The organism is Nocardia sp. NPDC004123 (genome assembly GCF_053603795.1).
The window spans coordinates 341,361-364,035 of sequence record NZ_JBSGGG010000004.1 but is presented as its reverse complement, the minus strand read 5'-3'; the positions used below and the strand labels follow the sequence as shown (position 1 = coordinate 364,035).

The window sequence follows — 22,675 nt, the reverse complement described above, 5'->3', positions numbered from 1 at the left end:
TCCCACAGCGAGCATGACTTATTCAGGTCGACCGCACATAGTTGAATCGCCGACCGCTCTGATCGAGCGAACTGAAATTCCCGACCATGGTCCCGGGCCCCGGGCAGATGAAGGCAGTACTCTTCACCATCGCCGTCCGATTGCCCGGCCGCGCGACATCCTCGCCACTGTCGGTCAAACGCAGAGTGGCCGTGAATCCACCGGACGGAATGACCGTGTAGATGCCCGCACCGTTCCCGAGCCGGGCACTGCGGAGAGCAATGCCGCCCGTGCCGTCGAAACTCAGTACATTCGTCGAGTCCTCCGCCGCGGTGAACTCACCGCGATAGTCCCCGAGGCTCGCCCCGCACGCTCCCGCGGCGACGCCGGGGGGCGCGGTGGCGGTCAGCGCGGCGGAAAGGGCCAGCGTGAGCGGCCCTGCGATGGCAATCCTCGAACCCGGCCCAGCGGTCATTCGGCTTCCTCCCGGTCGGACAACCCGGGTAGTCAACAATAGAATCGGGCAAATCTCCCGCAGACACGCCAGTTCGTCATCGAAACGTGCGCTGGTACGTCCCGATAAACCATAAGTCTGAAAGCGATCTATTCCGACCGATCAGTCTTTTTGCGCCGCAGCCGAATTCACAATCTTGAACACATGATCAGCAGGTCGGCGACATTCCGAGGCGACGTAGCCTCCCACGAATTGCATTGAGCTGGTTGTACCGTCGCATTCCATGACACGAAAGAAAGCCATCGGCCTGCTCGTCAGTGCATTCGTTTGTGCAGCCGTATTCACCATGAACCCCTCCGCGGCGTGGGGTTCGGGTGACATCGGGACGCCCGATCCCGGAGCAGGGGTAGGGGCTCCCCACTCGTCGGTTCCCGCCGGCAATGTCCCGGCGGCACCGGCCGCTCCGGAAAGGATCGTTCCGGTCCCGCCACCCGCCGGTGGATTCCTCTGCCCGACTGCCTGACACATTCCCGCGTCCGTCCACCCGTCCACTCCCGCTCGCCTCGTGCCGTAGCCACGCGCAAGGCTTCCGCCACGCGAGAAAGGCTTTCGGCACGAGCGGCATCGGCCCCGGGAATGCAGCCGCCGAGATCGAATCCGGCCGCACTCGCCCGATCAGGCCGCAATCGCCGAGGAGAGCTGCCGCAATGCGAGCTGCGGATCAGCGACATCCACGACCAGGCGGGTGATCTCCGACCCCGCCAGATCGATCAGCACACCCTGACCGTCGAAACGCGTATCCCAGAACTCTTTCCGGCCCTTGCCCCGGAAGATGCCGGCGGCGATCACGCCCGGGAAGAACGTGCCCGGCGCCCGCACCCACGGCGGGCGCAGATCCACCGGCGCGGGCGCGAGGGCGGTGACCTGCGACAGGTCGAAGCTCACGTGATCACGCAGCGCGAGCAGCCGGTGAGCGCCGGTGACCCGCACCGTCACAGTGGTTCCGGTGACCTCGATTTCGACCATTCCGCACCTCACGCGCTCGCCCGACACTGTTTCCGTCATCCACAGTGCCGGGCGATACTGGTCGTAGCCTGAGCGTTTCCTGGCTCTTCTCTCAGGCTTTCACACCGCGGCCGTACGCCGTCGCGGCCGGCTCGCACGCCTTTCCGGTCAGCTCCGCGACCATGCGCTTCGCCTGCACCCGCGCCTCCGCGCGCACCTCTTTCACCTCGGCCCTGCTGAGCCGCGGGAACGGCTGCTGCCCGGCGCGTGCCCGGGCCACCGACGCGGCCCGCACGCTCTGCTCGGCCCGGGTCCGGGCCTCGTCCAGCCGGCCCGCGATCATCTCGGCGAGGACGTTGTTGTTCGACATCGTTGTTCTCCTTGTTCCGGTGCCGGAGCTGGTGTTTCCGGCTACGAGAAGAACAATGACGCCCGCCGCTGACGAGCCACCGACAGCGCGCTGACCACGCCGGCGGGGCCGCTGTCAGTCGGCGGGGAGGGTGACGCCGTCCTCGGCGGCCTTGGCGGCCACCTCCGCGGGGAAGATATTGCGGAACAGGTACAGGTCGCGGCCGAGCTTCCAGCCCGGGGCCAGGGCCACCGCGTAGCGCTCGAAGTAGCCGAGCTGCTTGCCCATCATGACCAGCTGCTGCGGGCCCGACGTGCCGCGGCGCTTGCCGAATTCCAGCAGGCGGGCCGAGACCACGCCGAGGTCGAGCTTGTCGAGGCTGCCCGAGAGCACCGGGCCCAGGGCCACGGCGAGCTGGCGGCCGATGGTGGCGTCGTCACCGCTGTCGTCGGCGACCAGATCCAGCGCGCGCAGGGCGCGGGCGACCGGACGGAAGTCGTTGTCGATGGAGCTGGCGTAGAACAGGGCGCGCACGAACTCGCGCCACTCGGACTCCATCCGGCCGACGATGCCGAAATCGAGCATGGCGACCCGGCCGTCGTCGAGCAGCCACAGGTTGCCGGCGTGCACGTCACCATGGAAGAGACCGTGCACCGCGACCGATTCCATCCAGGCCTTCACCAGGCGGCGGATCAGCAGCTCCGGCTCCGGGTGCGCCGCGCGGATATCGTCGAAGCGGTCCAGGGGCATGCCGCGCATGCGTTCCATGCACAGCACCCGGGGTGCGCAGTACTCCCAATACACCTCGGGCACGGCCACATTGGTGTTGTCGCCGAAGGCCGTCAGATGGTCGCGGGCGCGGGTCTGGTTGTCGGCCTCGATGAGGAAGTTCAGCTCGGCGACGGTGGCCTCGTACAGATCCCGCACCACCGCCTGCGCATTGGCGACGCGGGCGTTCTCCGACCGCTTCTCCAGGCTGCGGGCCAGCCGCATGGCCGCGCGCAGATCCACGATCATGCGCCGGGCGATCTCGGGCCGCTGCACCTTCACCACGGCGGGCCGGCCATCGGCCAGCACGCACGCGTGCACCTGTGCGATGGAGGCCGCCGACAGCGGCTCGTCGTCGAACTCGCGGAACAGCTCCGAGATCGGCTTGCCCAGATCGGCCTCGATGATGGCGCGGGCGTCCGCAGCCGGAAAGGGCGGGACGTCGTCGAGGCAGCGCAGGCAGGCATCGGCCAGCTCGCGCGGGAACGCGCCCGGAGAGGACGCGATGAGCTGGCCCAGCTTCACGAACATCGGGCCGAGCGTCTCGAAACCGTTCACCAGGCCCTCGGCCGCGGCGCGCTTGCGCTTGGCGGGACGCAGGCCGCCGCGCAGCACGCTGCCCACGACCGAGCCGCCCAGTACCACACCGACCACGGCTGTTCGCCGCCATTCCGAGAACCCGAAGGTGTCGAGGTCGGGCCGGATCACCTCGGGCGTCCCGGCTCGCACAGTCATAGGTGAACTCACGCGCCGCAGTGTATCGCTGACATTGCTAACACCGCGGCACACGTTACCGACACGTTCAGTAGTTTCGGGTCCACACCGCACGGTACCGTAGTCGGTCGAGTCGCGATCCGGCTCGACACGGGCGCGATCGGGCCCACTCTGACTGTTGGCGGAAAGGCAAGACAGAGGTAATGACGGGTACAGCGGAAAAGCTGGCAGAACTGCGCAAGCTCCTGGAGATCGCCGAAGAACCCACCGGTGAAAAGGGCATCCAGAAGCGTCTTGCCAAAGGCGTCGCCAGCGCCCGAGAACGCGTCACGATGCTGCTGGACCCGGGCAGCTTCGTCGAGATGGGCGCGCTCATGCGCTCGCCCGGCCAGCCCAATGCCCTCTACGGCGACGGCGTGGTCACCGGGCGCGGCACCGTCGACGGCCGCCCGGTCGTGGTGATCTCCCACGACTCCGGAGTACAGGGCGGCTCGGTCGGCGAGACCTTCGGCCGCCGCGTCCGGCTCGCCATGGAATTCGCGTACAACAACGCCTGCCCGGTGGTCGTGATCAACGACTCCGGCGGCGCGCGCATCCAGGAGGGCGTCACCGCACTCGCCTGGTACGCCACCATGTGCCGGCTGCAGGAGGACCTGTCCGGCTATGTGCCGATGGTCGCGGTCATGTTCGGCAAGTGCGCGGCCGGTTCGGTCTACGGGCCGGTGAACATGGACGTGCTGGTCGCCACCGACGACTCGTACATGTTCGTGACCGGGCCCGAGGTCATCAAGGGCATCACCGGCGAGGAGATCTCCGCCGAGGAGCTGGGCGGCGCGGCCGTCCAGGCCCGCAACGGACTGCTGCACCACGTGGCGAAGACCGAGGCCGACGCCCTGCAGTGGGCGCGCGAATACCTGAGCTACCTGCCGAGCAGCTGCCTCGAGCAGCCGCCGATCATCAACCCCGGCCTGGAGCCCGAGCTCACCGACTCCGATCGCGAACTGGACCGGATCATCCCGGATTCGGATCGCCAGGGCTACGACATGCACGAGGTGCTGCTGCGCATCTTCGACGACGGCGGGTTCCTCGAGATCGGCGAGGCCGCCGCGCAGAACCTCATCACCGGATTCGCCCGCGTGGACGGGCGGCCGGTCGGTGTCATCGCCAATCAGCCGATGGTGCTGGGCGGTGCACTGGACGCGGCATGCTCGGACAAGGGCGCGTACTTCATCCGGCTGTGCGATGCCTTCAACATCCCGCTGGTCTACGTGGTCGACACCCCCGGCGTGCTGCCGGGTCTCGAGGAGGAGCGCAACGGCGTCATCAAGCGTGGCGGCCGTATGTTCCGCGCGCTCATCGAGGCCACGGTGCCGATCGTCACCATCGTGACCCGCAAGGCGTACGGCGGCGGGTACGCGGTCATGGGCTGCAAGCAGCTCGGCGTCGACATCAACCTGGCGTGGCCGACCGCCCGCATCGCGGTCATCGGCGCGGACGGCATGGTCACCGTCACCGGTAAGAAGACCCTCGCCGCCACCCCGCCCGAGCAGCGCGAGACCGTGCGCCGGCAGATGGTGGACTTCTACAACGCGCTCATCGACAACCCGTGGGTGGCGGCCGAGCGCGGTTACATCGACGCGGTCATCGAGCCGTCGGCCACCCGCCTCGAGATCCGCAAGGCGCTGCGCCTGCTGCGCGAGAAGGACACCGTCCGCAAGCACAACCCGCGCAAGCACAACCTGTTCCCGATCTGAGAACCGTTGCCCGCGGTCAACATTCGTTGGGCGCGGGCACACCCTGCAGGCGCTGGTCCAGCCAGTTCAGCGATTCCGGATAGCCGGTGGCCGCGGCGATGAAGTGTTCGCCGAAAACGCTGCGGTAGACCGCCGGCACGCCGAGTGCGCACTGTTCCTGGTAGAGGTTCTTCGCGCCCACGGCGGGTACCCAGAACTCCTGCTCGCCGTTGTAGATGAACAGCGGCACAGGGGATTTCCTACCGTCCATGCGAGTGATGCTGTAGATCTCGTGCGCCAGATCGCTGTCCAGCGGGTCCGGGATGTTCGCCGCGACGTCGATGGGCAGCTGCAGCACGCCCGGCACCGCGAAGACCTCACTGCACTGGCTGTTGAGCGCCGACACCGCCGCCCACTGCCCCAGATGGTTCATGCGGGCCAGGATTTCGGGCCGCTCGCGGCCGATCCCGAAGACCGCGCTCAGGAACACCCCCGAGGCCAGATTGGCGTTCATGGAGTGGGCCAGCAGGCTGAAGTCCGCGGGCACTCCGCCCAGGGCCGCGCCGACCACCACGTCGGCCAGCTCGGGCGCGTACTCGGACATGAGCTTCACCGCGCCATTGGTGGCGATGGCCCCGCCGGAGTAGCCGATCATGCCGAACCTGCTGTCGCCCAGCTCATCCGGCAGCTGATTGCGGACCGCGCGAATGGCGTCGAGGATGGCATGCCCGGCCACGATGGGCTCGGCGTAGGCCATGCGCGGGCCCTCGTGGTCGGTGATCAGCACCGCGTAGCCGCGCAACAGCGCCAGCTGGGTGGTGGGCAGGATGTACCCGGTGAAGTTGGAGGCCCGGGAGAAGCCGTGTGCGAGCGTGTAACTGGGGTTGCAGTCGCGGCCCAGCGCGTCGATGGGCAGGTTGTTGACCACCACCGGCCGCTCTCCCGGCCCGGTCCAATCGCCCACCGGCAGCACCAGACTGGCGATGCCGTAGGAGGGCTCGTCGTGAGAGTCGTTGGTGCGGTACTTCAGCTGCAGCACCTGCCGCACGGGCACGATCAGTGTGGGTGCGGCCGTGGCGGTTACGTCGCGGACCGCGACGATGCCGCCCGGGTCGGCGCCGTCGAGCCCGTCGGGCCAGTCGTCGACGAAGGAGTCACCGATGGCGGCGGGCATGGCCGCGGCCCGCAACGCCGCCAAATCCGGTGGCAGCTGGGCGGTGTCGACCAGCGGCGAGTCCGCCGGGGCCGGTGCCAGGGGCGGCGCGGGGATCACCTCGTCGATCCAGTGCTGGATGTCGGGCAGTGCGGGCAGGGGGATTCCGGGCGGAGCGGGTGGGATCGCGGGTGCTCCGGTGTCGGGTGTTTGCGCGAATCCCGGTGCGGCACCGTAAGCGACGATCGTGCACCATCCGATCATCAAGGCACCGGCGATATTTCGCAGGCGACGCAGCACAACACCCCCACGGATCAGAACTGTCTTCGAACGGGTCGGCCCCGGGTCTCTCGCGCGCCCGAGCCTACGGGGACACTCTGATCCGCACTCCGGACTTGTCGGTTCGACGCCACATCGAGACCGGCCCGTGCCCGGAGGGTCGTGTTTCACATCCTCCGGCGCATCACCATGTCCAGCTGCGCATTGCTGATCTGGCGACCGGCATTGGACACCGAGGTGACCATGCAGCTGCCGAAGGAGCCGATCCGGTCGAACAGCGTCGCGACGCCGACCGCCAGGCCGCGCTCGCTGAAATGGCTGTCGGCCTGCACGCCGATCTCGGTGCCCTCGGGCTGGCGGGAAAGGCCCAGCGTCATATCGGTATTGATGAACCCGATGCCCTTGTCGCCCCAGTTGGTCATCATGCTGGTGGCCTCGGCCACCAACCCGACCCGCACGAACGGGGTCAGCGCCTCGCCGGTCACCACCCGGATCGGGTTCTGCCAGGTGCGTTTCCGGAGGTTGTTCTCGTGCTCGGTGGGCATCGAGCTCCACACCGGCGAGTCCTCCCCGCTGTTGAACAGCGGGGTCTGCGGCAGCGGCGAGGGCGGCGCGATCTCCAGTGACGGCGGCTGCGGCTCCCGCTCCCGGTGCCACAACTCCCCCGGCGGCTGCTCGGCGGGCTGCAGCAGCACCGCGGTGGCGCGCGCGGCCACCGTGCCGCCCTGCACCACGCTCACATCCGCGACCCGGATCCGGCGGCCGTCGCGCACCCGCACGGTCGGGGTGGTGGTGTGCTCGAAGCGCGCCGCGCTGAACAGGTCCACGGTCAGCCGCACCGGCACGAACCCGTCGGTGGCGTGCGCGCGTTCGAGCTCGCGGGCCAGCAAGCCGGTGAGGGCCGGGCCGACCACCTGCGCCGAGGACCACTGGCTGGCCGCGAACGGCGTCGGGAAGAAACCGCCGTCCACCTCGTCGAAATACGCGGGCACATCCACCACGGCACCGGCTCCCGTCCACTCAGGTTGATCGATCCACTTCTTTTCAGACCTAACACACGTGTGAAACCCGTATCAATTCAGGGCCCGCTGGCCGGGCCGGCGGCGGTTCCGGATTAGCCCGCCGGACCACGGGTACGCCATCGCTATGGTCCGCACCATCGACCGGCTGCTCGGCACCCTGACGCTCACCATGCAGGTCCTGCAGGACAACGACATTCCCTGTGCGCTCACCGGCGACTGCGCGGTCTACGCGCGCGGCGGGCCGGTCACCGGCCCGCACTCCGAGGTCGATGTGCTGCTGCTGCCCGCGGACGTGGCCCGCGGGCAGCGTCTGCTGGCCGCCGCGGGACTGCGGCCGCCGCTGCCGGCCCCCGACGCCGAGCGGACCACGCTGTACGACCGCGATATTCGCGTCGATCTGGTGTTCCGCCCCAACTACCGTCCCGTCACCGATGAACTGCTGGCCCGGGCGGAGCAGCTGCCCATCGGGCCGATCGCCGTGCCCGTGGTGACCGTCGCGGACTTCCTGGTGGACGAGCTCACCGTGTCCGATCCACAGCGGCTGGATTTCACCCGGCTGCTGCACATCGCGCGGGAATTGCGCGCCCAGGTCGATTGGGGGCGGGTGCGGGCCGAAACCGCGGCCTCGCCCTATGCGCGCGCGTTCCTCGGCCTGCTGGACGATCTGGGCATCACCGACGGCCGGTGTGAACACGGGTCTACAGCGGTGTGATTCGCCCGAGCCTGCTCGGGTATCCGGTTGTTATCGGTTCTGCAATACCCCCGGAGAAAGGACAGTGTTGATGCCTGTCACTCCGCCCGCCTACGACGACACCCATAATCTCCCGGGACCGATTCTGGCCGCGGCCGGAATCGTCGCGATCGCTTTGACTTTGACGACCGCCGGCTACGGCGCACTCACCTGGAGCGCGCTGTGCGGGCTCGCCGGCGCGGTGTGTCTGCGTTTCGGAATCGGCCTGATGATCATCGAACATCGCCGGCTCAAAGCCGCGATGCGGCGAGACTCCGCCCGTCCGGGAAGAGTTTGAGCACCTCGAGGGCCGAGTTTGATCTTCCGCTAATTCCTGGATAAATCGGAACAGTCCATTCTCGCCGGAACTTTCGATCGGAAGTACTGGAAAAGCCCTGCTCGGGGCCGATTGCAACCTTTTGCCAACCCTCGTTTCGCAAACTCATAGCACACCGAAAACTACTCTGGCGCTGCGAATTCGATGTTGCAGATGTACTTGCATCTGCGCAATGCACGGTCATAGACTCATCGTGCAAGGCACCAATAAGGGGACAACCAGAGAGCCGAGCGGTGAATCACCGGCGATTCTTCGCCCACCGTTAGCCGTCGGCCTGGCGTCAGGGGCGTTCGAATGAATCAGCCAATCAACCTCAGCCGACTCGGGTTTGCCGACAGAAGTCAGCCGGAGCAAACCTATTCACGTGAGACGGCAACCGCTTTCGTCATCCGCCAGGTCGAATCCACTGGAGCGGCCACTCGGTATGATTTCGACATCGAGCGGATCGTCACCACGGCGCACGCCATGGTGAACGATTGGGATCTGCACTGCATGCAACCGGAGGCGTTCTGGCGCATCGCCTCCAGTTTCATCAGGCAGTAATCCGAATCCGGCCGTGCCGCAGGCCGACTCGTCAGGTCCACGGCACGCTGATAGGGGCCCCGCGAGGGGCCCCTTATCCATGTGTACGGACCTTCCGTCCGCGGCTGGGGACCAGCCCGGAGCTCAGTCGAGCTCCGCAGCAATCCGCGCCAGCTCTTTGCGGGAGCGCTCCGGCGGCTCCGCCTGCACGCTGAGCTGATCCATGACCTGACGGTAGAGCTCCAGATCCTGGCGGCGATCCAGGTACAGCGCGCTGGTCAACTGCTCGAGATAGACGATGTCGGGGAGTTCGGTCTCGGCGAAGCGGAGCATGGTGAACGAACTTCCGGCAGCCGCATGGCCACCCGCCGCGTAGGGCAGCACCTGGATGGTCACATTGGGCAATTGGGACATCTCGATGAGGTGCTCGATCTGGCCGCGCAGCACGCCGGGACCGCCGACCGGGCGGTGCAGCACCGCCTCGTCCAGCACGGCCCAGAAACTCGGCGCGCCGTCGCGGGTGAGTAGCTCCTGGCGGCGCCGGCGCAGCGAGACGCGGCGCTCTCCATCCGCATCGTGTCCGAGGGCGACGATCGAGCGAGCGTAGTCCGGGGTCTGCAGCAGACCCGGGACCAGCTGACCCTCATAGGTACGAATGGATTTCGCCGCGTGCTCGAGGCCGAGATAGGTTTCGAACCAGGGCGGAAGCAGGTCGCTGTAGCGATGCCACCATCCCGGCTGATTGGCCTTGCGAACCAGCTCGAGGAACTGCTCGCGCTCACCGGGATCGTCAACGCCGTACAGCGCCAACAGATCTCGGATATCGCGCTCCTTGAATCCGGTCCGCCCCAGTTCCAGACGACTGATCTTCGCGTGTGAACCGCGGATATGGTCACCCGCAGCCTCGCGCGTAATACCGCTGAGTTCCCTCAGCTTCCGTAGCTGGCTGCCGACCGCGATACGCAGTGCAGTCGGGCCACGTTCGGCGACAGCGGAATCCGCTCGATCGTGGGCAACGGGTTCTGCGATCATGGGGTCCACTCCGATGCTCGGGTTTGCCGGCAGTGGACTCACAACCGCTTGTCGCGAACCACCGCGCCGATTGCCAATGCTACCGCTCAGCGCGCGAGGTCGTCGAATTCTCCACTCTTCGCGCCGCGCAGGAACGCGTCGATCTCGGGCCGCGTGTACACGATCAGCGAGCCCTCGGGGTCTCGGGAGTTGCGCACGGCCACTTGCCCATCGGCCATCGGAGCCATCTCCACGCAGTTTCCACTGGGATTGCTGAAGGTGCTCTTGCGCCACAACAGGTTCGAGCGATCGATCGGGGTTGCCGAGATGTCCGTCATTTCAGACTCCTTGCCAGTACCGCCCGCAGACGGTGGTCCCAGTACTTGCAAATGTTCGGTCAGGTGTACTTACAGTTGCAACCGCAAGCACGACGATAGCACGCAGATTGCTCGCTATCGATGCCTCGGAGCGGCACATCCTTTGCAACACAACAGGTTTGATCTTGGTTTACCGAAAAGCCAAGCGAAGTTGCGAAGGATTTCAGACAATCCCGGCTAGTTGGTCCCGTTCGTCCGATTACTCCGGGAACCATGGGTCCGAAAAGTCACGTGACGCGGACATTCTGCGAGGGCAGTGGATTATCCTGCGGGGGCAGCGGATTCGAGACCCGTGGCGACATCGGCTCGCACCCGCAGAGATACCGGGTCGCATCCGCGGGAAACCGGGTCGCACCCAGGGAGACACCGGATTCGAGCGTGCAGATGTGCTTGCATCTGCACGATCCGTGCTCCTAAACTCGGTGGATCAACCCCCTAATCGGCCAGAGGCATCCCATGACGCAGATGCTCGCCCGTTCCACCGAGGTCGCAGCTCGCAACGAGAGTCCCGGTGATTGTGCGGTCGAACCACGCACCCTCACCTATCGTCAGGCCCGCACTATTCTGCGCGCGCACGATCAGCACTTCGCGTGCCGGCAGTATCTGGCGGCCATAGCGTATCTGTCCGCGGACAACGACGTGGACTGAGTGCGCCGGGCGCGCGCACTATTGCATTCGCGCGTCTATGCCCGATGACCGATCAGAGCGCGACTTCCCTTGCGCGGCACCGTCTCCGGCGAGTACCCCGGAGATGGACATGCCATCACGTGGAAGAGCGCCGCGATGTTTCTTACTGCCGCCCACGAGTTGCTGACGCAGCTTCAGCACGCGCAGATCTTCGATCCGACTCCCGAGACGCCGCCGGTGGCCGACAAGCTGCTGCGCCTGGTCCGGTATTTCACCTGGTTCGTGCTGCTCTCCGGGGTGCTGGCCATCACCTACGCGGGTGGCCGCTTCGCCTGGGAGAAGTGGAGCGGCGGCGGGGTGCAGGCGCCCAAGCAGGTCGCGGGCGCGCTCATCGGCGGCATTGTCGCGACGAGCGCGGGCACCATCATGAACGCCGTGATCGGGCAATAATTTCTGCCAAGCGGGGTTGTCTGAGACGAAACCGACCCGTCGGATTTGAAAAGGGCACGATCGGGTCGGTCCAGCCCCTTCAGGCCGTCGCGGCCACCTCGCCGGCCGACTCGGCCCCGGCCGCGCCGACCAGTTCCTCGAAGCGCGCCACCACCTTCCGGTGGTACATGCCGAACAGATCCTCGAACAGCGCCAGCTGCGCCTGACTCGGCCCGCTGTCGGACTCCCACACGGCGACCAGCGCCCGCCACACCAGCACGTGCAGATCCGGCGAGACCGCGAAGTAGGCCTCGACCGCCTCCGGCACCTCCAGCACCATCTCGCCGATGGAGTTGAGCACCGCGCGCTGCACCGTGTGCCCGAGCGCGGTGAGCAGCCGGCGCAGCAGCCCGAGCTCGATGCTCAGCATGCGGTGCGGATCCGGGTCCGCGCCGCGCGCAAGGGTTTCCAGTTCGTCGATCTCGTCCTTGAGGACCGCCGGATCGAGGGCGCGCTCGCCGCCGGTGTAGGCGAGCAGCACCTCGAGCGCGATGCCGCGTTCCTCGTCGACGATATTGCCGAACATGTCGGCCACGATCTCCGGATCCGGCATGGACAGCCGGAACAGCCGGCGGTACACGTCGACGCCGCCCTCGGCGCGCACATCCCGGATGACGAACCCCTTGCCGCGGTACGCGTCCACGAATCCGTAGGATTCGAGGCGGCCCAGAATCAATTGCGCCGTCGCACGATTCAGGTCGAATTCGTCGGCGACCTGGCGGACGGACGGCATCAGACCACCGGGCTCGTACTCCCCGGATGCCACGCGGCGTGCCAACTCGTCGGCAACGTCGGCGACGACCGTCCGGTCTCCCATCGTGTCACCTCTCCATAAATCCTGGACTACGTCCCAGACAGTCTAGGTGGTTGTTCGATCAACTGCACAAGTCTCGAGACTCGCAAGAGAAAGCACCGGACCGTTCAGTATCTTTACGAAATCCATACGGCATGGGGTTCCGATTCATGCGGTTTTCCGCCCTAGGCTCCGAGCGTGGTTTCACCGATCGACGTAGCCAAACGACTCGTGCTCGGACGCCCGTTTCGCAGCGATCGGCTCGGGGAGACCCTGCTGCCCAAACGGCTCGCGCTGCCCATTTTCGCCAGTGACCCACTGTCGTCGGTCGCCTACGCCACGCAGGAGATCCTGCTCATTCTGACCCTGGGCGGGCTGGCCTACCTCCATTTCACCCCGGTGGTAGCCGCGGGCGTGGTGGTGCTGCTGGCGGTGGTGGCGCTGTCGTATCGGCAGGTGGTGCAGGCGTATCCGTCCGGCGGCGGCTCCTACGAGGTGGTGGCCGAGAACCTGGGGGCGCTGCCCGGCCTGGTCGTGGCGGCGGCGCTGCTGGTCGACTATGTCATGACCGTCGCGGTATCGGTGGCCGCCGGAGTGGACAACATCATTTCCGCCATTCCGGATCTGAATCCGTACCGGGTGGCCGTCAATCTCGCATTCATCGTTTTCCTGACCGCGATGAATCTGCGCGGCGTCCGGGAATCCGGGCGGGCTTTCGCGTTTCCCACCTACGGATTCGTGCTCGGCGTGTTCGCGCTCATCGTGGTGGGGCTGGGCCAGACACTGCTCGGGCACACGCCGGTGGCGGAGAGTGCGCACTATCAGATTCACGCCGAGCAGGTCGGGCTCTCGACCGCGGGCATAGCGTTCCTGCTGCTGCGGGCGTTTTCCTCCGGATGTACCGCGCTGACCGGCGCCGAGGCCATCTCGAACGGGGTGCCCGCGTTCCGGAAGCCCAAGGCGCTCAACGCCGCCCGCACCATGACCGCCATGGGCGTCATCGCCATCGCCATGTTCTCCGGCGTCACGGCGCTGGCCATGATCACCAAGACCCGGGTGGTCGAAAATACCTGCGATCTCATCGGATTCGAGGGCGACTGCCGGACCGACGCGCAGAAGACCGTCATCGCGCAGATCTCGGCCGCGGTGTTCGGCGGGCACAGCATCGCCTTCTATTACTTGATGGTGACCACGGCGCTGATCCTGATCCTGGCCGCCAACACCGCCTACAACGGCTTCCCGCTGCTGAATTCGATCCTGGCGCAGCGGCGCTACATGCCGCGGCAGCTGCACACCCGCGGGGACCGGCTGGCCTTCTCCAACGGCATCATTCTGCTGGCGGTGGTGGCCGGTGGGCTCATCTACGCCTTCGACGGGTCCACCACCCGGCTCATCCAGCTCTACATCATGGGCGTGTTCACGTCGTTCACACTGTGCCAGACGGGCATGGTCAGGCATTGGAACAAGGAGCTGCGCAACGTCGACAGCCGGGCCGAGCGCCTGCGAATCCACCGGGCGCGCTTCATCAATGCCTTCGGCGCCTGCTTCACCGGGGTGGTGCTGGTGGTCGTCATGATCACCAAATTCACCCACGGCGCCTACCTGGTGGTCATCGCCATGCCGGTGCTGGTGGCGATCATGTGGCTGATCCACCGGCACTACTCGTCGGTGCGGGCCGAACTGGAGATCGACCGGGACGATCTGGAGACGCTGCCGGGGCGGGTGCACGCGCTGGTGCTGGTGTCGGGCTGGCACAAGGCGACCCAGCGCGCGGTGCAGTTCGCGCGCGCCACCAGGCCCGACACCCTGACCGCGGTGACCGTGAACGTGGACGACGCCGACACCCGCCACCTCGCCCGGGACTGGGAGATCTACCAGGTCGGGATTCCGCTGAAGGTCATCGAATCGCCGTATCGCGAAATCACCCGGCCGGTGCTGGAAGAGATCAAACGCCAGCGGAAGTCACGGCCACGCGACGTGGTGAGCGTGTTCATCCCCGAGTACGTGGTCGGGCGCTGGTGGGAGAACCTGCTGCACAACCAGAGTTCGCTGCGGCTCAAGGCGCGGTTGCTGTTCGAGCCGGGGGTGATGGTGACCAGTGTGCCGTGGCAGCTGCGTTCCTCGCACGCGCGGGCCATGCCACGGGAAGAGCACACGCCCGGTGAGATCCGGCGCGGTATCACCGGATCCGGCGACGCGGCCTGAACGCTAGCGCGCGAGCAGCTGGGAGACCGTGACGAAGCGGTAGCCCTGATCCTGCAGCGCCCGGGCGATGCGGGGAATGGCGGCGAGCGACGGCCCGCCGGTCGCATACATGGTGTGCAGCAGGATGATCGAGCCCGGGCGCACCGTCGACAGGGTCTCCGTCACGATCTGATCGGTGGTCGGCGCCTTGCCGGAGTCGGGCTCGACGTCCCAGGTGACCGTGGTGCGATCGTGGCGGGACAGGTACCAGGGCAGGGCGAAGAGCTTCTTGCCGTTGGGCGGCCGGAACGTGATCGGGCCCCGGTAGCCGGTTTTCGCGATCTCGGCGTCGGTGCGCTCCACCTCGTCACGGACGAAGCCGGGGGTCACGAAGACCATGCGCTGGTGGTGGTAGGTGTGATTACCGATCTCGTTGCCGGAGGCGGCGATGGCCCGGCCCTGGTCGGGATGGGCGGCCAGTTCGCCGCCGATGAGGTAGAAGGTGGCCGGAATGCCCGCGTCGGCAAGGACTTTCAGGATTTCGGGGGTGCGCTCGCTGGGGCCGTCGTCGAGGGTGAGGGCGACGATCTTGTCGGTGGTGTCGACGCGCGGCACGATGCGGCCGACCACCTGGTAGGTGCGTGAGTTCATCACGGTGTACAACCCGACGGAGATCAGGGCCAGCAGCACCAGCGTGAGCGCGCCGCCGATGAGCAGCCTGCGTTTCATCCCGTTCCTACGCCTCGTCCTCGCCCCCTGCGCGCTCGAGGCTACCTGCCCAGCGCTCCGACCACCGCCAAACCCGTTCCAGGGCGTCGCCCAATTCCACTCCGGCCGTGGTCAATTCGTAGGACTTGTCGGGCTTCTTGTCCACCACACCGGCTTCCACCAGCCGCTGCAGTCGCACCGACAGCATGCTCGACGAGCAGTTGCCCATGCGCCGGCGCAGTTCCAGGAAGCCGAGCGGGCCGGGCTCGAGTTCCCAGATCACGCGCAGCATCCAGCGCTGGCCGAGCAGGTCCATGGCGGCCAGTAGCGGGGTCGCGGAGGCGTCGGCGCGGCTGTTGGCGGGGTGTGGCTGACTTGCGCTTCTCATTTCGAAGTACCAATCTAATGCTTCTGGATTAGAAGCAACTCAGTGGATGGAGGTCGCAGATGGCGACAATGGGTACCGGGCGGCGCATCGTCCTGATCACCGGGTCCTCCCGCGGCATCGGCGCGGAAACCGCGCGGGTGCTGGCCGCCCGCGGTGACCACGTGGTGATCAACTACCGGGAGAAGCGCAAACGCGCGGAGACCCTGGCCGCCGAGATCGCCGCCGCGGGCGGCAGCGCGTCGGTCGCGGGGGCGGACATCGCCGACCCGGACAGCGCGCGGTCCCTCATCGACGTGGTGATCGCCGAGTTCGGCCGGCTGGATGTGCTGGTGCTCAACGCCTCCGGCGGATTGGAACGCGACGCCGCCCCCGGCTACGCCATGCAGCTCAACCGCGACGCGCAGACTCGCCTGACCCGGCTCGCGCTGCCGCACCTGCCCGAAGGCGGTCGCATCGTCTTCGTCACCAGCCACCAGGCCCACTTCTCCCCCACCCGCGAGGTCCCGCCCGGCTACGAGCCCATCGCCGCGAGCAAGCGCGCCGGCGAGGACGCCCTGCGGGCCATGACCGGCGAATTCACCAGCCGCGGTATCGATTTCACCGTGGTGTCGGGAGACATGATCGACGGCACCATCATCGTGCGCCTGCTCGAACGCCGGGACCCCGATGCTGTCACCGCGCGGCGGGACCAGGGCGACCTGCCGACCGTCGAGGACTTCGCCACCGCCGTCGCCGACGCCACCACCCTCGACACCCCACCCGGCCACACGGTGTACGTCGGCGGCCAGGACTTCCTCCCCGCGGCGGTCACCGCACCGGCCACCGCGCAAGGCTGATTCTTCGTCCGCGCCTCGACGTGGCGATCCGCCCGCGCCCGAGGCGGCACAGCAGGCCGGATGTTCGGAGGGACGAGGTGGCGGGCGCTGGAGCATGGCAGGCGGCAGGCGGCAGGCGGCAGGCGGCAGGCGGCAGGCGGCAGGCGGCAGGCGAGGGTCGGGTCCGACTGGGCGAATGATGGCGTGCCGCGGCGAGACTCGCCGGTTGGGGTGCGAAGTCGGCTCGTGCGGCGCAATTCGCTGGCCGGGCCGGGGCGGCGGTGACAGCATCGACGGATGCCGCATTGGGTCGAAGTACTTCCTGCCTTCACGCTCGCCTGTTTGATTCTGGCTGCGCTGCCGGGTCCGGCGACCGCGCTGTTCCTGCAGCGGTCGGTGCGGGACGGCCGGGCCGCCGGGCTGGCGGCGGTGGCGGGCAATGAGATCGGCATCTTCGGCTGGACACTGGCGGGCGGCGCGGGGTTGTCGGCGCTGCTGGTGGCCAACCGAGTGCTCAATGTGGGCATCCATCTGCTCGGGGCGGTCGTGCTGGTGTGGCTCGGCATCCAGGCCTGGCGCGGATCGCGGGGCGACGACGCCTTCGGCGCCGCGCTGACCTCGGCCCTGCCCGGCGGCCGCACCCCGGGCTCCGCCTTCCGGGCATCGCTGATCTCCATTGCCGCCAACCCGAAGGCCGCGGTCTTCGGCCTGACGATCCTCCCCCAATTCCTACCCGCGAGCGGCGCGGTCCTCCCCACGGTCCTGATCCTGGCCGTCATCCAGCTGGCCATCGACACCACCTGGTGCATCGGCGTCGTCCTCGCCGCCGACCGAGCCGGAACCTGGCTGCGCCGCACCGGAATCCGCCGCCGCATCGAACGCACCCTCGCCGCCATCCTCGTCGGCCTGGGCTTGAGCCTCGCCGCCGACGCCCGCTGAACACGGACTCCGCATCCTTCCGACGCAGGCGCTTCGGGCACGACCTCGTGGCGCCACGAAGAGCCCGACGCAGCAGGCGGTGGAATCAATCCAGCGGCACCGATACGAATCCCGCCGCATCGTCGAACGCATCCCGGCTGCCGTGCTCGCCGATCCTTTTCGGGTCGTCATCGAGTGCTCGCCGAGCGGAGCGCTGCATTCCCTGTTCGGTGTTCGAGGGCGTGTCGAAACGAGTGGTCGGAAATGGGGTGCGCGGTATTCGATAAGGCTTGTGCGCACAAGTGCGGTATCCGGTGGAAGTCAGGGGGCACGACGCGGTGGTGCTCGGCGTGGCAGAGGGTGGCGGGCAGGACGACCATGGGGGGGTATCGGCGGGTGCGGATCGGGCGCTGAGCGGAGGTGGTGTGGTCATGGTGAACGACGTGGAGAAGCGGTGGAATGATCCGTCGATGTTGCGGCATGCGACCACCTATGTGCTGGCCGTGCTCGGCGGGACGGCGGTTGTCGCGGTCGTCGCGCTGGTTTGGGCGGCGGCGCGGCCTGCGTGCCTGAATGCCGGGTCGAGCCTGTGTGATGGCACCTCGCGGGTGGTGGTGGGGCTGGGACCGGGTGGGGTTTTGCTGTTCGGGGGGATCGGGGCGCTCGTGATCGCGTTCCGGGCGTGGCGGGCGGCGCGGGCGTGGCCGATCTGGCAGGGGGCGGCGTGGTTTCTGTTCACGATCATGGTCGTGTACCTGAGTATTGCCGGGACGCAAGGTTAGGTGATCAGACCGGGCAGCGGGTGGCTTCGGCGGAGGTGTCGTGGTGGTCGAAGGGCGTGCCGCGGATGCCGACGCGGGCGGCGAGGTAGCGGGCCACCCGGGTGTTGCGGTCCCATATGGGGTCGATATGGCGGGCGCGGCGGACCATGCGGGCGCGGGCGCCGGGGAGGTGGTCGTCGAGGGCACGCAGGCGGACGCCGGTGGTGGCGGCCAGGCCCGCCAGCTGTGCGAACGGGCGCAGGGGTACCGATTCCAGAGGTGTGTCCGCCAGTAGGGTGCGGACCAGGGGTTCGCTGCTGTAGTAGGCGAGCGCACCCAGAAGCGGTGCGGTAGCGACTATTTGGAGGCGACTGGTCGGTGTGGCCGAAGTGAAGCGGCGGGTGGCCGCACCTGCCATGGTGGCCGTCCACTGCGGGGCCACCCCGGCGGTCGCGACCATGTAGTCGGCCTGTTCCATGCCTTCGGCGGCGCTGCGGGGAATGAGTTCGCCGGGGACGCCGAAGACGTATGCGATGTAGGCCCAGTAGTGCATGAGCGCATCGAGTTGGCGGGTGGTGCAGCGGCGGCCGTGCACATGGTCGAAGCACATGGGTGACAGGCCGAAGGTGACGGCCGCGCCCATGGTGGTGGCGCTCGAGATGGGATTGCCGTGCTCGGCGAAATGCGCAGCGCCCCAGGTTCGCCGGAGCATCGCACGGACCTGGGCGTGCATGAGCCGGACCCGGACGGTGTCGTGGAAGATCGGGTTGCGGCGTTCCAGCGCGCGCGGTGCGGTGACGCTGCGGAACCAGACCGAGGATTCGAGATTGCGGCGGTAGGGATCCCGGACGAAACGACCCGTCTGCCCGACCGCGGAGGCGACCTCCGCACCCACGAAGGTGCCCATGAAATCCTGCACACCCATCGCCATCTTCCCGGCGAGCGACACATTGATCCAGAGCCGGCGGCCGTACTCCCACAGGTCGGGGTCGTACCAGTCCGGTGGATTGTCCAGCAGCGCGAACAGATTCACGAGTTCCGGCAGTGGATCCTCGACGCTGTCGATGCCGTGGGCGAGCGCCTGGTTCAGCATGCGGCGACCGCCCGCGGAGCCGAGCCGCCGGAAGGCCGCCACCAGCGCGTCCATCGGTTCGTCGCCCTGCCACAGATGGTCGGCCATCATCCGGGCGCGCGGGGTGTCGGCGGGCTCGGGGCGCACGTCGATCCACGGACCCAGCATGGCCTTTCGCGGTTCGAACCACAGCTCCGAGGGCACGGCGCGCGGCGGTGGCGGGCGCAGCGGCAGACCCGGGCGGTAGTAGTAGTCGCAGGGATGCGTCGGTGTCGCTTCGAGATCCTCGGTCATGGCGTCAAAACCCTGTCAGCTGGCGGAATCTGGTGATCGAGTCGGCGCCGCGGTCGGCGTGGACCGGGCAGTAGTGCTTGGGGTCTGCGCGGTGTCCCGCAGCGGGCCACAGCATTTCGGGTGCTTCGGGCGGCGGCAGCCACGCGGGACGTTTCCCGGCCACGCGGCGGCGAGCGGCGTGGATGCGGGGGAAGAAGTATTTGACCGAGTCGGGGGTCACCCGGTTCATGGCCGACAGTGTCCGGCACAGCCGGTCGAAGCGGCGCTGGTCGCGGGCGGTCCAGGTGAACCCCATGGTGCGGCGGATCTCCGGATCGCACAGGCCGATGGTGACGAACCGGTAGAACTGTCCGCCGGCGGGGCGGATCAGGTGTTCCCACAGCGGTTTCGGCAGCCGCCGCACCAGCGGGAACGGCGGCACCGGCACGGTGTCCACGAGATGGAAGACATCCCGGGCCGCCTTGGTCGGTTCCAGGGTGTCGCGGCACATGTCGCGCCAATAACGTTGGAACGCGGGCCAGCTCGGCGGCACCACCCGCATGCTCATGCCGTACAGCTCGTACCAGCGGTAGTGCTCGCGCCAGAGTTGTTCGTGCTCGCCCTCGCTCAGCCCGCCCATGAACAGGTCCGCGGCACGCAGGTTCTGGACGAAGAACACCGCGTGCGCCCAGTAGAAGGTGCCGGGATCCAGGGCGTGATATCGGCGCCCGCACGCGTCGACACCCTTGATGTCGCGGTGGTACCCGACGATCTCGCGGGCCGTGTCGCGGGCGTGGTCGCCGTCGAACACCACCCCGTAGATCGGGTACAGCGAGCGCAGGATCCGCTGATAGAACTCGTCGTGGATCTCGGAGTGGAATTCCACGCCGGCCCCGAGCCCGGGATGCATGTTCTGCACCATGCCGACGAACAGGGCGCTGGGCAGGAAGTACAGCGACCCGAAGGTCTTCCAGGTCAGCGTTTCCGGCCCGAGCGGCAACGGATCTCGTCGAAGAGGATGCGCCGGTTCCTTGCCCTGGTCCGACACCGCACTGTGTGACACCATGTTTCCACGCTGACACGACTATTCACTCGCATTCAATTCGCATTCCGAATCTCGCCCCGAACGCCATGCCATCGAAGCGCCACACCCCGAAATCGCCCGTGCCACCACCGCGCCGCACCCCGCAGCAGGAACGCTCACGCGCCATGGTGGCCCGCATTGTCGATGCCGGGCAGCAGGTGCTGATCACCCACGGCTACGACGGCGCCTCCACCAATCGGATTGCCGCGGCGGCGAATATCAGCCCGGGCTCGCTGTATCAGTACTTCCCGAACAAGGACGCGGTGGTGGCGGCGGTGATCGAGCGCTACACCCGCGACGTGGCCGAGCGGGTCCGAGCGCGGGTGCTGTCGAATATCGGCAGACCGCCGGAAGTGTCGGTGCCGGAGACCATTTCGTATCTGATGGATGCCCTGGGCAATGATCGCGAGCTGCTGCGCGCAGTCGTCGAGCAGACGCCGCGGCTGGGTGCGGACGGGCCGGTGGTGGCGTTCGAGCAGCAGATCGGTGAGCTGGCCCGGGTGGCGCTGTCCCTGCGGCCGTGTCCGATTGCGGCCGAGGTGGACGCCGATGCCGCGGCCTGGATGCTGGTGCGCACGGTCGAGCATCTGACCATCCGCTACCTGCTCGATGCTCCGCCCATTCCCCGTGAGCGGTTCCTGGCCGACATCACGCGGCTGATCCTGAACTTCTTCCGGGAGCCGCCGGCGCGAGCAGAACGCGAGTGATCAAACCGTTTGGTCGACAGGGCGGGCGGCAGGCAGGGCCAGCGGCAGATCCACGGCCTGCGCCGCGCTCTGGGCGGCACTCTCCATCGTTGCCGACCAGTCGGTTCGGGTCCAATCCCCCGCCAGCACCAGCGTCGGCACCGAGGTGCGCTGCCCCGGCCGCAGCCCATCGGTCCCGACCACCTGCGAGAACGTGGCCCGCGGCATCGGAACCACCTGTGCGTGCACGACTTTCGCGTCCGCGGCGCCGGGATAGTAGCGCCGCAGCAGCGCCATCTGCTCGTCCACCACCGCGTGGTGCGGCTTGTGGATCTGCTCGTAGGCACCGCTGGTGGTCAGGCAGTACAGCCAGCCGTCGAGGGTGCCGCGCCCGTGCATGCGCTGCCGGTCGAACACCTCGTCGACGACCCCCGCCCCGCCGATGAGCGCCTCCATGGCGGCCTGCGTGCCGAGTGGGCGGTCCAGGTACAGGTTGGTGCTGACGATCGGGGTGTAGCCGAGTTTGTCGGCGGCCGAATAGATCCGGTCGTGCTCGGGTAGCTCGTCGAGCAGGCCGCCGATGTAGGAGTTGGGCACCGCGCACACCACGGCGTCGGCGGGCTGGACCTCGCCGCCGGCCAGCACCACACCGGTCACCGCGCCGTCCTCGATGCGAATGCGCCGGGCCACCGCCCGGTGTCGCACCTGTACCCCGTGCCGGTCGAACACCCGCTGCGCGCCGGAGACGAGCAGGGTGTCGAGGTCGGTGGTGGGGTAGCCGATGCTGACGGGCCGCAAATGCCTGACGCCCAGCCGGATTCCGGTGGCCAGCACGTCGGCGAACACCTTGGCCGACTCCTGCCGCACCGGTTCGGCGGCGATGCCCAGCGCCAGCCAATCCCACAGTGCCTCCCGCGCGGTGGCGGGCATGCCGAGCCGCCGGAACCACTGGTCGGTGGTGAGGTCGGCCAGATCGCCGGGCTGACGCAGGCACTGCCACCCCATCCGCAGGGTGGCCGTGGCCGCGCGCAGCCGGTCGCCGGTGCTCGCGTCGGGATGCGCACCGAACAGGGCCCGCAGTGCGGGAAAACCGGTGGTGCCCATGATCGCGGTGCGCCCGCCGGGCCAGCGCAGGACGCCCTGCTGCGGGAAGGCCACGTACTGGCGGGTGCCGACGCTGGTCAGGTATCGGAACAGATGCCAGTAGCCGCTGGCGATCACGTGCTGGCCGTTGTCGGGGATGTCGCGCAGCGGCGCGACCTCCAGCGCGTGAGTGCGGCCGCCGAGGCGTCCGCGCCGTTCCAGGAGGGTGACCTGCTTCCCGGCTTCGGCCAGCCACACCGCCGACGCCAATCCTGCCAGTCCCCCGCCGATGACCACGTAGCGCCGCGGATCGTTCATGTTCGCCCCTCGAACCATAGCCTGCACCAAGAAAGCTACGCCC

25 protein-coding genes are annotated in these 22,675 nt (G+C 67.7%); 11 read left to right on the top strand and 14 right to left on the bottom strand.

Translation table 11 applies throughout. The annotated features are described in order from the left end of the window. Positions 1 to 22: 22 nt before the first annotated feature. The 4 genes from ACWEQQ_RS07905 to ACWEQQ_RS07890 all read right to left on the bottom strand — a co-directional run bounded on the left by ACWEQQ_RS07905 (position 23) and on the right by ACWEQQ_RS07890 (position 3,290). Positions 23 to 454: a hypothetical protein gene (locus ACWEQQ_RS07905; protein ID WP_452347664.1), complete on the bottom strand. Its 432-nt coding sequence runs from the start codon at positions 452 to 454 to the stop codon at positions 23 to 25. Between the two features lie 654 nt (positions 455 to 1,108). Continuing rightward, a complete protein-coding gene (locus ACWEQQ_RS07900; protein WP_379384847.1) occupies positions 1,109 to 1,459 on the bottom strand; it encodes a hypothetical protein in 351 nt (116 codons plus the stop codon). 91 nt (positions 1,460 to 1,550) lie between these two features. Beyond that, positions 1,551 to 1,808, bottom strand: a complete 258-nt coding sequence (locus ACWEQQ_RS07895; RefSeq protein WP_452347663.1) for a hypothetical protein — start codon at positions 1,806 to 1,808, stop codon at positions 1,551 to 1,553. Positions 1,809 to 1,922: 114 nt separating this feature from the next. Continuing rightward, positions 1,923 to 3,290, bottom strand: a complete 1,368-nt coding sequence (locus tag ACWEQQ_RS07890) for an ABC1 kinase family protein (protein WP_452347698.1) — start codon at positions 3,288 to 3,290, stop codon at positions 1,923 to 1,925. Between the two features lie 182 nt (positions 3,291 to 3,472). Here ACWEQQ_RS07890 and ACWEQQ_RS07885 point away from each other — a divergent pair, with 182 nt between their 5' ends. Further along, complete coding sequence (locus ACWEQQ_RS07885; RefSeq protein WP_452338819.1) at positions 3,473 to 5,023, top strand: acyl-CoA carboxylase subunit beta; 1,551 nt, start codon at positions 3,473 to 3,475, stop codon at positions 5,021 to 5,023. 16 nt (positions 5,024 to 5,039) lie between these two features. Here the strand turns inward: ACWEQQ_RS07885 and ACWEQQ_RS07880 are convergent, their stop codons facing one another. Beyond that, a complete protein-coding gene (locus ACWEQQ_RS07880; protein WP_452339031.1) occupies positions 5,040 to 6,419 on the bottom strand; it encodes a lipase family protein in 1,380 nt (459 codons plus the stop codon). Positions 6,420 to 6,601: 182 nt separating this feature from the next. Continuing rightward, entirely contained in the window at positions 6,602 to 7,435 is an 834-nt protein-coding gene (locus ACWEQQ_RS07875; protein ID WP_452347662.1) for an acyl-CoA thioesterase domain-containing protein, read from the bottom strand. A 145-nt stretch (positions 7,436 to 7,580) separates the two neighbouring features. On the opposite strand from ACWEQQ_RS07875, the gene ACWEQQ_RS07870 reads away from it, so the two are divergent. From ACWEQQ_RS07870 to ACWEQQ_RS07860, 3 genes are all read left to right on the top strand, one after another. Beyond that, positions 7,581 to 8,168 (top strand): hypothetical protein, encoded by a 588-nt coding sequence (locus tag ACWEQQ_RS07870; protein ID WP_452347661.1) that lies wholly within the window; start codon positions 7,581 to 7,583, stop codon positions 8,166 to 8,168. A gap of 70 nt (positions 8,169 to 8,238) precedes the next feature. Further along, positions 8,239 to 8,484, top strand: a complete 246-nt coding sequence (locus ACWEQQ_RS07865) for a hypothetical protein (RefSeq protein WP_452338821.1) — start codon at positions 8,239 to 8,241, stop codon at positions 8,482 to 8,484. 333 nt (positions 8,485 to 8,817) lie between these two features. Next, on the top strand, positions 8,818 to 9,066 hold the full coding sequence (locus ACWEQQ_RS07860) for a hypothetical protein (RefSeq protein WP_354849849.1): 249 nt from the start codon (positions 8,818 to 8,820) through the stop codon (positions 9,064 to 9,066). A 123-nt stretch (positions 9,067 to 9,189) separates the two neighbouring features. On the opposite strand, the gene ACWEQQ_RS07855 is transcribed toward ACWEQQ_RS07860, so the two are convergent. Together ACWEQQ_RS07855 and ACWEQQ_RS07850 are read right to left on the bottom strand one after the other, a co-directional pair. Then, on the bottom strand, positions 9,190 to 10,077 hold the full coding sequence (locus ACWEQQ_RS07855; protein WP_452338822.1) for a helix-turn-helix domain-containing protein: 888 nt from the start codon (positions 10,075 to 10,077) through the stop codon (positions 9,190 to 9,192). A gap of 86 nt (positions 10,078 to 10,163) precedes the next feature. Then, the gene (locus tag ACWEQQ_RS07850; RefSeq protein ID WP_357002634.1) at positions 10,164 to 10,394 is read right to left on the bottom strand and encodes a DUF397 domain-containing protein; all 231 of its coding nucleotides are present in this window, start codon (positions 10,392 to 10,394) and stop codon (positions 10,164 to 10,166) included. Between the two features lie 495 nt (positions 10,395 to 10,889). Here ACWEQQ_RS07850 and ACWEQQ_RS07845 point away from each other — a divergent pair, with 495 nt between their 5' ends. Both ACWEQQ_RS07845 and ACWEQQ_RS07840 read left to right on the top strand, forming a co-directional pair. Next, positions 10,890 to 11,081: a hypothetical protein gene (locus ACWEQQ_RS07845; protein ID WP_452338823.1), complete on the top strand. Its 192-nt coding sequence runs from the start codon at positions 10,890 to 10,892 to the stop codon at positions 11,079 to 11,081. 135 nt (positions 11,082 to 11,216) lie between these two features. After that, a complete protein-coding gene (locus tag ACWEQQ_RS07840) occupies positions 11,217 to 11,510 on the top strand; it encodes a hypothetical protein (RefSeq protein WP_379384865.1) in 294 nt (97 codons plus the stop codon). 79 nt (positions 11,511 to 11,589) lie between these two features. Here the strand turns inward: ACWEQQ_RS07840 and ACWEQQ_RS07835 are convergent, their stop codons facing one another. Further along, positions 11,590 to 12,366: a GntR family transcriptional regulator gene (locus ACWEQQ_RS07835; RefSeq protein WP_452347660.1), complete on the bottom strand. Its 777-nt coding sequence runs from the start codon at positions 12,364 to 12,366 to the stop codon at positions 11,590 to 11,592. 174 nt (positions 12,367 to 12,540) lie between these two features. Between ACWEQQ_RS07835 and ACWEQQ_RS07830 the strand changes: the two genes are divergently transcribed. Next, positions 12,541 to 14,547, top strand: coding sequence for an APC family permease (locus tag ACWEQQ_RS07830; RefSeq protein ID WP_452338825.1), 2,007 nt, complete (start codon positions 12,541 to 12,543; stop codon positions 14,545 to 14,547). A gap of 3 nt (positions 14,548 to 14,550) precedes the next feature. Here the strand turns inward: ACWEQQ_RS07830 and ACWEQQ_RS07825 are convergent, their stop codons facing one another. Further along, complete coding sequence (locus ACWEQQ_RS07825; RefSeq protein ID WP_452347659.1) at positions 14,551 to 15,255, bottom strand: polysaccharide deacetylase family protein; 705 nt, start codon at positions 15,253 to 15,255, stop codon at positions 14,551 to 14,553. Between the two features lie 7 nt (positions 15,256 to 15,262). Further along, on the bottom strand, positions 15,263 to 15,622 hold the full coding sequence (locus ACWEQQ_RS07820; RefSeq protein ID WP_452347658.1) for a winged helix-turn-helix transcriptional regulator: 360 nt from the start codon (positions 15,620 to 15,622) through the stop codon (positions 15,263 to 15,265). A gap of 59 nt (positions 15,623 to 15,681) precedes the next feature. On the opposite strand from ACWEQQ_RS07820, the gene ACWEQQ_RS07815 reads away from it, so the two are divergent. The 3 genes from ACWEQQ_RS07815 (at position 15,682) to ACWEQQ_RS07805 (ending at position 18,137) form a co-directional block, all read left to right on the top strand. Continuing rightward, positions 15,682 to 16,458, top strand: coding sequence for an SDR family oxidoreductase (locus ACWEQQ_RS07815; protein ID WP_452347657.1), 777 nt, complete (start codon positions 15,682 to 15,684; stop codon positions 16,456 to 16,458). Between the two features lie 276 nt (positions 16,459 to 16,734). Beyond that, positions 16,735 to 17,376, top strand: coding sequence for a LysE family translocator (locus tag ACWEQQ_RS07810; RefSeq protein WP_452347656.1), 642 nt, complete (start codon positions 16,735 to 16,737; stop codon positions 17,374 to 17,376). A gap of 410 nt (positions 17,377 to 17,786) precedes the next feature. Then, positions 17,787 to 18,137: a hypothetical protein gene (locus tag ACWEQQ_RS07805; protein ID WP_452338830.1), complete on the top strand. Its 351-nt coding sequence runs from the start codon at positions 17,787 to 17,789 to the stop codon at positions 18,135 to 18,137. Between the two features lie 4 nt (positions 18,138 to 18,141). On the opposite strand, the gene ACWEQQ_RS07800 is transcribed toward ACWEQQ_RS07805, so the two are convergent. Beyond that, on the bottom strand, positions 18,142 to 19,482 hold the full coding sequence (locus ACWEQQ_RS07800) for an oxygenase MpaB family protein (protein ID WP_452347655.1): 1,341 nt from the start codon (positions 19,480 to 19,482) through the stop codon (positions 18,142 to 18,144). Positions 19,483 to 19,486: 4 nt separating this feature from the next. Then, positions 19,487 to 20,527: an oxygenase MpaB family protein gene (locus ACWEQQ_RS07795; protein ID WP_452347654.1), complete on the bottom strand. Its 1,041-nt coding sequence runs from the start codon at positions 20,525 to 20,527 to the stop codon at positions 19,487 to 19,489. A 98-nt stretch (positions 20,528 to 20,625) separates the two neighbouring features. Here ACWEQQ_RS07795 and ACWEQQ_RS07790 point away from each other — a divergent pair, with 98 nt between their 5' ends. Next, positions 20,626 to 21,252: a TetR/AcrR family transcriptional regulator gene (locus tag ACWEQQ_RS07790; protein ID WP_452347653.1), complete on the top strand. Its 627-nt coding sequence runs from the start codon at positions 20,626 to 20,628 to the stop codon at positions 21,250 to 21,252. On the opposite strand, the gene ACWEQQ_RS07785 is transcribed toward ACWEQQ_RS07790, so the two are convergent. Then, positions 21,253 to 22,632: a hydroxysqualene dehydroxylase gene (locus ACWEQQ_RS07785; RefSeq protein WP_452347652.1), complete on the bottom strand. Its 1,380-nt coding sequence runs from the start codon at positions 22,630 to 22,632 to the stop codon at positions 21,253 to 21,255. Between the last annotated feature and the right edge of the window lie 43 nt (positions 22,633 to 22,675).